At 63.0% G+C, this 9,078-nt stretch carries 9 protein-coding genes and 1 tRNA gene; 5 read left to right on the forward strand and 5 right to left on the reverse strand.

Translation table 11 applies throughout. The features are described from left to right. Positions 1 to 4 precede the first annotated feature (4 nt). The 5 genes from hisA to M5B99_RS20210 form a co-directional block, all read right to left on the reverse strand. A complete protein-coding gene (hisA, locus tag M5B99_RS20190; RefSeq protein WP_248805687.1) occupies positions 5 to 742 on the reverse strand; it encodes a 1-(5-phosphoribosyl)-5-[(5-phosphoribosylamino)methylideneamino]imidazole-4-carboxamide isomerase in 738 nt (245 codons plus the stop codon). A 41-nt stretch (positions 743 to 783) separates the two neighbouring features. Next, positions 784 to 1,038 (reverse strand): DUF2164 domain-containing protein, encoded by a 255-nt coding sequence (locus tag M5B99_RS20195; protein ID WP_248805688.1) that lies wholly within the window; start codon positions 1,036 to 1,038, stop codon positions 784 to 786. Beyond that, positions 1,039 to 1,677 carry an imidazole glycerol phosphate synthase subunit HisH gene (gene hisH, locus M5B99_RS20200; protein WP_248805689.1) on the reverse strand — a complete coding sequence of 213 codons (639 nt, stop codon included), beginning with the start codon at positions 1,675 to 1,677 and terminating at the stop codon, positions 1,039 to 1,041. It lies immediately after the preceding gene. Next, positions 1,677 to 2,270, reverse strand: a complete 594-nt coding sequence (gene hisB, locus M5B99_RS20205; RefSeq protein WP_017132500.1) for an imidazoleglycerol-phosphate dehydratase HisB — start codon at positions 2,268 to 2,270, stop codon at positions 1,677 to 1,679. The genes hisH and hisB overlap by 1 nt, the downstream gene beginning before the upstream one ends. A 215-nt stretch (positions 2,271 to 2,485) precedes the next feature. Next, complete coding sequence (locus tag M5B99_RS20210; protein WP_248805690.1) at positions 2,486 to 4,147, reverse strand: OFA family MFS transporter; 1,662 nt, start codon at positions 4,145 to 4,147, stop codon at positions 2,486 to 2,488. Positions 4,148 to 4,502: 355 nt separating this feature from the next. Here M5B99_RS20210 and M5B99_RS20215 point away from each other — a divergent pair, with 355 nt between their 5' ends. The 5 genes from M5B99_RS20215 (at position 4,503) to M5B99_RS20235 (ending at position 8,711) form a co-directional block, all read left to right on the forward strand. Next, the gene (locus M5B99_RS20215) at positions 4,503 to 4,901 is read left to right on the forward strand and encodes an acetyl-CoA sensor PanZ family protein (RefSeq protein WP_248805691.1); all 399 of its coding nucleotides are present in this window, start codon (positions 4,503 to 4,505) and stop codon (positions 4,899 to 4,901) included. Positions 4,902 to 4,985: 84 nt separating this feature from the next. After that, positions 4,986 to 7,199 (forward strand): AsmA family protein, encoded by a 2,214-nt coding sequence (locus M5B99_RS20220; RefSeq protein WP_248805692.1) that lies wholly within the window; start codon positions 4,986 to 4,988, stop codon positions 7,197 to 7,199. Beyond that, the gene (gene mutY, locus M5B99_RS20225; RefSeq protein WP_248805693.1) at positions 7,196 to 8,263 is read left to right on the forward strand and encodes an A/G-specific adenine glycosylase; all 1,068 of its coding nucleotides are present in this window, start codon (positions 7,196 to 7,198) and stop codon (positions 8,261 to 8,263) included. Before M5B99_RS20220 ends, mutY begins: the two co-directional genes overlap by 4 nt. Further along, complete coding sequence (locus M5B99_RS20230) at positions 8,260 to 8,532, forward strand: oxidative damage protection protein (protein ID WP_248798071.1); 273 nt, start codon at positions 8,260 to 8,262, stop codon at positions 8,530 to 8,532. The genes mutY and M5B99_RS20230 overlap by 4 nt, the downstream gene beginning before the upstream one ends. Positions 8,533 to 8,635: 103 nt before the next feature. Continuing rightward, a tRNA-Phe gene (locus M5B99_RS20235) sits at positions 8,636 to 8,711 on the forward strand. Positions 8,712 to 9,078: the final 367 nt, after the last annotated feature.

Below are 9,078 nucleotides of genomic sequence, written 5' to 3' on the forward strand. Positions count from 1 at the left end.
GTCCTCAGCCTTGGTACGAATCGCAGAAGGCTTGCGCCTCGGCGACATCGAGGGTGCCTTCGTAGATCGCCCGGCCGGTGATCGCGCCGATGATGCCCGGCGCCTTGGCGTCCAGCAGGGCCTTGATATCGCCCAGGTTGTGGATACCGCCGGAAGCGATCACCGGGATCCGGGTGGCCGCGGCCAGGGCGGCGGTGAAGGGCACGTTGCAGCCCTGCATCATGCCGTCTTTGGCGATATCGGTGTAGACGATGGCGGACACGCCGTCGGCTTCGAAGCGCTTGGCCAGGTCGATCACCTGCACCGTGCTGACCTCGGCCCAGCCGTCGGTGGCGACAAAACCGTCCTTGGCGTCCAGGCCGACAATGACCTTGCCCGGGAACGCGCGGCAGGCTTGCGCGACGAACGCCGGGTCCTTCACCGCCTTGGTGCCGATGATCACGTAGCTCACGCCGGCCTTGACGTAGTGCTCGATGGTTTCCAGGGAGCGGATCCCGCCGCCGATCTGGATCGGCAGGTTCGGGTAGCGCCTGGCGATGGCGGTGACCACCTCGCCGTTGACCGGCTGGCCTTCGAAGGCGCCGTTCAGGTCGACCAGATGCAGACGGCGGCAGCCGCCCTCCACCCACTTGGCAGCCATGCTCACCGGGTCATCGGAGAACACCGTGGAATCTTCCATGCGGCCCTGGCGCAGACGTACGCAGGCACCGTCCTTGAGATCGATAGCGGGGATAATCAGCATCTGGAAAACCTTAAAGTCGTTTTTTCAGCTTCACTCGGAAATCAGTTTTTCTCGAGCGCCCACAGGTCGCTTTCGATGCTCTCGAACCTTTCTTTAAGGTGCGTCTGCACATCGAAAATCGCCCTGTTGTAATAGTGCGGAGCAATTTCACGGGTAAACAGGTCGAGGATTTCAGCCGCTTCGAACGAACCCAGGCTCAGTTCGAAGCGCTCTTCCATGAAGCGCTTGATCTTCTGATTGGCCTCGTTCTCCTGTTCGGGAGCGAGGGTCAGGATCGGCGGCTTGATCTTGGCCATTTACCAGCGCCCGTCCCAGGCGGCGAAGTTCTGCAGCAATTGCAGGCCGTGGGTATGGCTTTTCTCCGGGTGGAACTGCACCGCGAAACGCGAACCCTCGGCCAGCGCCGCGGCGAAGTCGACGCCGTAGTGCCCGCTGCCCACCACCTGCCGTGGGTTGCCGGCGGCGATGTAGTAGCTGTGCACGAAGTAGAAGCGCGCCAGGTCCGGGATGTTGTGCCACAGCGGGTGATCCACCGCCTGTTGCACTTCGTTCCAGCCCATGTGCGGCACTTTCAGGTGTTCGCCGTCCTCGTGCCGGTCCTTGGCGAACAGCTTCACCTGGCCGGGAAACAGGCCGATGCAGTCGACGCCGGCGTTCTCTTCGCTATGCTCGAGCAAGGCCTGCATGCCGACACAGATACCAAGGAAAGGACGGTCCTGGCTGACCTCGCGGACCAGCGAATCGAAGCCCAGGCGACGGATCTCGGCCATGCAGTCGCGAATCGCACCGACGCCGGGGAAGACCACCCGATCGGCTTCGCGAATCACAGCGGCATCGCTGGTGATCAGCACCTTGCCGGCCCCCACGTGCTCGAGGGCCTTGGCCACCGAGTGCAGGTTACCCATGCCGTAATCGATAACCGCGACCGTCTGCATTACAGGACGCCCTTGGTCGAAGGCATTTGCCCGGCCATGCGCTCGTCGAGCTCGACGGCCATGCGCAGGGCGCGACCGAAGGCCTTGAACACGGTTTCGATCTGGTGGTGGGTGTTGCTGCCACGCAGGTTGTCGATGTGCAGGCTGACCAGCGCGTGGTTGACGAAGCCCTGGAAGAACTCCTGGAACAGGTCGACATCGAAGCCGCCGACGGTGGCCCGGGTGTAGGGCACGTGCATCTGCAGGCCGGGACGGCCGGAGAAGTCGATGACCACCCGCGACAGCGCTTCGTCCAGCGGGACATAGGCGTGACCGTAGCGACGGATGCCTTTTTTGTCGCCGATGGCTTTGGCGAAGGCCTGCCCCAGGGTGATACCGACGTCTTCCACGGTGTGGTGGTCGTCGATATGCAGGTCGCCCTTGCACTCGATATCCAGGTCGATCAGCCCGTGACGGGCGATCTGGTCGAGCATGTGTTCAAGAAAAGGCACACCGATATCAAATCGGGCCTTTCCGGTGCCATCCAGGTTGATCGAGGCTTTGATCTGGGTTTCCAGAGTGTCGCGCTCGACGGACGCCTTACGTTCGGCCATCACCAGCTCCGCAAAATCATTGGGCGAAAAAGGCAACCATTATAGGGGCGCGGGCGGCAAACAGAAACACACAAGGTGAACTCCCGGACGGGCTGAATCCAGGCGTGTCGGGGATATACCTGTCAGGACAAGCAGAAACGTTGTCCGAAGAGAAGCGCAATGCCTTGGCACTGCGCGCCCCTGTAGGAGCCGGCAAGCCGGCCCCTGCGAGGTGATCAGTGGAACAGCACCGCCGTCTTCTGCAGCGTGACCCATACGCCCCATACCAACGGAATGCCCACCACCAGCCAGGCGGCAACCGCCATCGGCTTGCTGCCCGGCGCGGCTTTCCACTCCAGCACGGTAGTGCTGTCAGCGCCCTTGTCATGACCCAGCGCCTGTTCGGCGGCGAGTTCCGCATCGGTCATGAAGTACTTGTCGGCCACCGGACGCACCAGCAGGTTGCAGATGAAACCCAGCACCAGCAGGCCGGCGAGGATGTACAAGGTGATGTCGTAGGCCGCGGCGCGCTCGACGCCGAGGCTCAGCTGGTATTCGCGCAGGTAGTTCACCAGCACCGGCCCCAGCACCCCGGCTGCCGCCCAGGCGGTCAGCAGGCGGCCGTGGATCGCGCCGACCATCTGTGTACCGAACAGGTCCGCCAGGTAAGCCGGCACCGTGGCAAAACCACCGCCGTACATCGACAGGATCACGCAGAACGCGGCGACGAACAGCGCGACGCTACCCAGGTGACCAAGGCTCGGCACCGACGCATAGAGCGCGACGCCCAGGGCGAAGAACACGAAGTAGGTCGCCTTGCGGCCGATATAGTCCGAGAACGAGGCCCAGAAGAACCGACCGCCGATGTTGAACAGGCTGAGCAAACCGGTGAACCCGGCTGCGATCGCGGCGATCTGGCCCAGTTGCGTGGCGTCCAGTTGACTGAACGTCAGGCCGTTGCCGAGCAATTTACCGGCGAAGACTTCCTGCAGCAGGGGCGAAGCCATGCCGAGGATGCCGATACCGGCGGATACGTTCAGGCACAGCACCAGCCACACCAGACGGAACTGCGGGGTCTTCCAGGCCACGTTCACATGCACGTGACGATGGGTAATCATCGCGTTGCTGCTCTTCTTCAGCGGTGCGGTCCAGCCCTCGGGCTTCCAGCCGGTTGGCGGCACGCGGTACGACAGTGCGCCGCCGATCATGAAGACGAAGTAGATCGCCGCCATCACCACAAAGCTCTGCCACACGCCGACGCTGGTGGGGGATGCGAAATGGCCCATCAAGGCCGCCGCCAGCGGCGCACCGACCATCGCGCCGCCGCCGAAGCCCATGATCGCCATGCCGGTGGCCATGCCGCGCTTGTCCGGGAACCACTTGATCAGGGTCGAGACCGGCGAGATATAGCCCAGGCCCAGACCGATACCACCGATCACCCCGGAACCGATCCACATCAGCCAGATCTGGTGGGTATAGACTCCCAGCGCCGAGATCAGCAGGCCACCACACCAGCACAGCGCCGATACCACGCCAGCTTTGCGCGGGCCGGCACGCTCCAGCCAGCCGCCCCAGATCGCCGCCGAGCAACCGAGGAAGATGAAGAACAGGGTGTAGATCCAGCCGAGCATGGAAATCGGCCAATCACACTGCGACGAGAACACTTGTGCGATAAAGCTCGTGTCCGGCGCGCAAGCGAGCGGAGCAGTGATGCCCAACGCCTTGGACAACGGCAACCAGAACACCGAGAAACCATAGGCCATGCCGATGCACAGGTGGATGGCCAGGGCGGCCGGCGGAACCAGCCAGCGGTTGAAGCCGGGCTTGGCGATGATGCGCTCCTTTGACAGGAACGCCGGCTCAGCGGCTTGAATGTCCGCTGTAATGCTAGTGCTCATTTGAAGTGTCTCCCCCAATTGAAATGATGATTCGCCGGCCACACATCACTCCCGACCTTGGTGCACGCAGGCTTGGCCGTGTTATCGAGTGCCGCTTGTTACGCGACAATAAGTCGCAGAAGGACGGACGAACCATGAGAGGTTACCATCTGCCCAAGACAGCACAATCAGACTGATACGCTCTTTATGCAATGCAACTGCTCTGATTTCCTGTAGGAGTAGCCGGTCGACGCTCGATTGCTCGCGATCCGCCGCAGGCAGCCATCAGACCCGAACGCAGATGGCAGCCGAAAGAGCGCCATCGCGAGCAAGCTTGCTCCCACAGAAACACCAGCCCCGGACATTCGAGGAATTTATGCCCATCGTTGTCGAGTCCCTCACCGAAGCCACCTACCAGGACCAGCAGGATCTGCAGAAGATCTACCTGGATGCTCCCGCCTGGCTTTTCGCCCCGCAAGCCGACGGCCAGCAACTGATCGAGGCCGCCCTGGCCGACGGCAGCCTGATCGCCGGACGCTTCAACGACCGGCTGCTGGGCGCGGCGCGCCTGGAGCGGCGGGCGGACCTTTGGCTCCTGTCCCAACTTTGCGTCAGAAAAGTCACCAGACGCCGCGGGGTGGCTGAACGCCTCGTGGCGGAAGCCGCACGGATGGCCAGGCTGGCTGGCGCGCAACTGCGACTCCTGGCCCCGATCGGACATCCCGAGGCCCAGGCACTGGCGGCCAAGCTGCGGATTCCCCTGGATCCGCTCTAGGGATCATCCCTGCCCTGTCGCCAGCCCTGTAACGCTATACTCGCGGGCTAAATTTCAAATTCCACTGACTACAAGGACTCGCCCATGAAAGCGTTCGGCAAAATCCTGGGTCTGGGGCTTCTCGGATTGTTGCTGATCATCGTGGCGGCAGGCTTTGCCCTGACCCACCTGTTCAATCCCAACGACTACAAAGACGAGATTCGCCAGATTGCCCGCGACAAGGCCCACATTGAGCTGACCCTCAATGGCGACATCGGCTGGAGCCTTTTCCCTTGGCTGGGCCTGGAGCTGCACGATGCCAGCGTGGCGACCCTGGTCACCCCGACCCAGCCGTTCGCCGACCTGCAGATGCTCGGCCTGTCAGTGCGTGTCCTGCCGCTGCTGCGCCGTGAAGTGCAGATGAGCGACGTCCGCGTCGAAGGCCTGAACCTGCGGCTCAACCGCGACAAGGACGGCCACGGCAACTGGCAGGACATCGGCCGCCCGGCCCCTGGCGCCAGCCTCACCGCGCAGACCGCCAAGGCCACCGAGCCGGCCGAACCCGCCGCGGAAGAAAAACCCTCGCAGCCGATCCGCCTGGACATCGACAGCCTGACCGTGAACAACGCCCGGATCGAATTCAACGATGAAAAAACCGGCCGCCAGATCACCTCGGAAAGCATCCAGCTGAGCACCGGCGCGGTGCATGAGGGCAAGGAAATCCCGGTCAAGTTCACCGCCTTCTTCGGCACCAACCAGCCGGTCCTGCGTGCCCGCACCGAACTCAGCGGTAACCTGCGTTTCGACCGCGTGCTCAAGCGCTACCAGTTCGAGGACATGCGCCTCGGTGGCGAACTCTCGGGCGACCCGCTGCAAGGCAAACCGCTGACCTTCTCGGCCCAGGGCCAGTTGCTGGTGGACATGGCGGCGAATATCGCCGAATGGACCAACCTGAAGTTGTCGGCCAACCAGCTGCGTGCCCTCGGCGAACTGAAGGTCAATGAGCTGAACAAGACCCCGCAATTCAACGGCACGCTGTCAATTGCCCAACTGGACCTGATGAAGTTTCTCGACAGTATCGGCCAGCCCCTGCCGAGCGTGGCCGACGGCAGCCTGAGCAAGGTCGAGCTGGTCACCCACCTCACCGGCACGCCCACCAGCCTGGTGCTGGACGGCCTCAACCTGAAGCTCGATGACAGCAATTTCAGCGGCCGCGTCGCCATCGAGGACTTCGCCAAGCAATCCCTGCGCGTGCAACTCAAGGGCGACAAGTTCGACGCCGACCGCTACCTGCCGCCGAAATCGGCCGACGCCAACAGCGCGTCGAAAGTCCGTCAGGCCGAGGTGATGAACAGCGAGGCCAATGCCATCGCCAGCAGCTCGCCATTGCCGGAATCCCCGACCAAGGGTGCCTGGAGCAGCGACAAGCTGCTGCCCATCGAGCGCCTGCGCAGTGCCGATGTGGACGCCGATCTCAGCTTCGACCAGCTCACCCTGAAGAAACTGCCGATCAACAACGCCGCCCTCAAGGCCAGCGGCCTGGGCGGCGTGCTGACCCTCGGCGACCTGCGCGGCGAGCTCTACAGCGGCAGCTTCAGCGCCAAGGGCAGCCTCGACGTGCGCCCCGACGTCCCGCGCCTGAGCCTGCAGACACAGCTGAACCGGGTACCGATCGAACGCGTCCTGCAAGCCCAGGGACAGAAGCCGCCGGTCAAGGGCGCCCTGACCCTCAACAGCGACCTCAGCGCCACCGGCAACAGCCAGAAGGCCCTGATCGACAGCCTCAACGGCACGGCCAGCTTCACCCTCAACGACGGCCTGCTGCTCAACGCCAACCTCGAACAGCAACTGTGCACCGGCATCGCCACCCTCAACCGCAAGACCCTGAGCAGCGAACCGCGAGGCAAGGACACCCCCTTCCAGGACCTCAAGGGCAGCCTGAACCTGCACAATGGCGTGGCCAGCAACCCGGACCTGAAGGTCCGCATCCCGGGTCTGAGCGTCAATGGCAACGGCGATGTCGACCTGCGCGTGCTGGGCATGGACTACCGCGTCGGCATCATCGTCGAAGGCGACAAGAGCGACATGCCGGACCCGGCCTGCCAGGTCAACGAACGTTTCGCCGGGATCGAATGGCCGCTGCGCTGCCGTGGTCCGCTGGAACTGGGCGCCAAGGCCTGCCGCATCGACAAGGACGGCCTCGGCCAGGTCGCCGCGCGCCTGGCCGGCAACAAACTGAGCGAGAAAGTTGAAGAAAAGCTCGGCGACAAGGTCAGTCCCGAACTCAAGGACGCACTCAAGGGACTGTTCAAGCGATGAGAGCCGAGCAGTTTTCCAGTGCCGTGCTGGACTGGTACGACCGTCACGGCCGCCACGACCTGCCCTGGCAACAAGGCATCACGCCGTATCGGGTGTGGGTGTCGGAGATCATGCTGCAACAGACCCAGGTCAGCACCGTGCTGAACTACTTCGACCGCTTCATGGCCTCGCTGCCGACGGTCGAGGCGCTGGCCGCCGCGCCGGAAGATGAAGTGCTGCACCTGTGGACGGGCCTGGGCTACTACACCCGAGCGCGCAACCTGCAGAAGACCGCGAAGATCGTCGTCGCCGAGCATGGCGGCGAGTTTCCCCGCGACGTCGAGAAACTCACCGAGCTGCCGGGCATCGGCCTGTCCACCGCCGGCGCCATCGCCAGTATCAGCATGGGCCTGCGCGCGGCGATCCTCGACGGCAACGTCAAGCGCGTGCTGGCGCGCTACACCGCCCAGGAGGGCTACCCGGGCGAGCCCAAGGTGGCCAAGCAGCTCTGGGCCAACGCCGAACGCTTTACCCCCGACACCCGGGTGAACCATTACACCCAGGCGATGATGGACTTGGGCGCGACCCTGTGCACCCGTAGCAAACCCAGTTGCCTGCTCTGCCCGCTGAAAGTCGGCTGCGAAGCGCACCTGCTCGGCCTGGAAACCCGCTACCCGATTCCCAAGCCGCGCAAGAGCGTGCCACAGAAGCGCACCCTGATGCCGCTGCTCGCCAACCGCGAGGGCGCCATTCTGCTTTACCGACGCCCCTCCAGCGGCCTCTGGGGCGGTTTATGGAGCCTGCCGGAGCTGGACGACCTCGACGACCTGCAACACCTGGCGGCGCAGCACTCGCTGGAACTGGGCGTGCAACAGGCGCTGCCGAACCTGACCCACACCTTCAGCCACTTCCAGCTGGCCATCGAACCGTGGCTGGTGCAGGTCGAGGCGAATGCCCATCACGTGGCCGAGGCCGACTGGCTCTGGTATAACCTCGCCACCCCGCCGCGCCTGGGCCTTGCCGCCCCGGTGAAAAAGCTGCTCAAACGGGCAGCCGACGTTTTGAATGCAGGAGAGTCGTCATGACCCGCACCGTAATGTGCCGCAAGTACCACGAAGAACTGCCCGGCCTTGAGCGCCCTCCGTACCCGGGTGCCAAGGGCCTGGATATTTTCGAACATATTTCGCAGAAAGCCTGGGGCGACTGGTTGAAGCACCAGACCCTGCTGATCAACGAAAAACGCCTGAACATGATGAACGGTGAAGACCGCAAATATATCCAGGGCGAGATGGACAAGTTCTTTTCCGGCGAGGAATACGCCAAGGCCGAAGGCTACGTTCCACCGGCCGAATAATCAGGCTTGGAACAGCTTTGGGTCGTAAGCGACGGTAATAATTAAATATTTTTTGAAATCGCGCTTGACGACCCCTCGAAAAACCAGTTTAATGCGCCCCGTTGCCCAGATAGCTCAGTCGGTAGAGCAGGGGATTGAAAATCCCCGTGTCGGCGGTTCGATTCCGTCTCTGGGCACCACTAATTAGTTTCAGGTGGTGTCAACATCATCTGAAAGCCCACAAGAAACCCGCCTGGTGCGGGTTTTTTGTTGCCCGGATTTTCTTCATCTTTCCTATCGTCACCTTCGGTGCGAACGGCTCTCCTCCCAGCCGCGTCCATGGCCCGATCGGCGCAATACCATTGACGTCCCTCGCCCCGCACGCCCACGGCCCAGGCAACTGTCATGGCCGGCAAACAATACAGTTCGTTGCACTCCTTCCCAACCGTACCGGTACTGGCCCCGCCTGGCTGACTAGTGTGCACCTGTCCTTCAGGCACGCAGGAGCCGAGCATGAATATCGCCAACTGGCTGGACGAAGCCGGTCTTCAATATCCGAAGCGCCCA

The sequence above is a fragment of the Pseudomonas sp. MWU13-2100 genome (assembly GCF_023242365.1).
In the GTDB taxonomy this organism is placed as follows: Bacteria; Pseudomonadota; Gammaproteobacteria; order Pseudomonadales; family Pseudomonadaceae; genus Aquipseudomonas.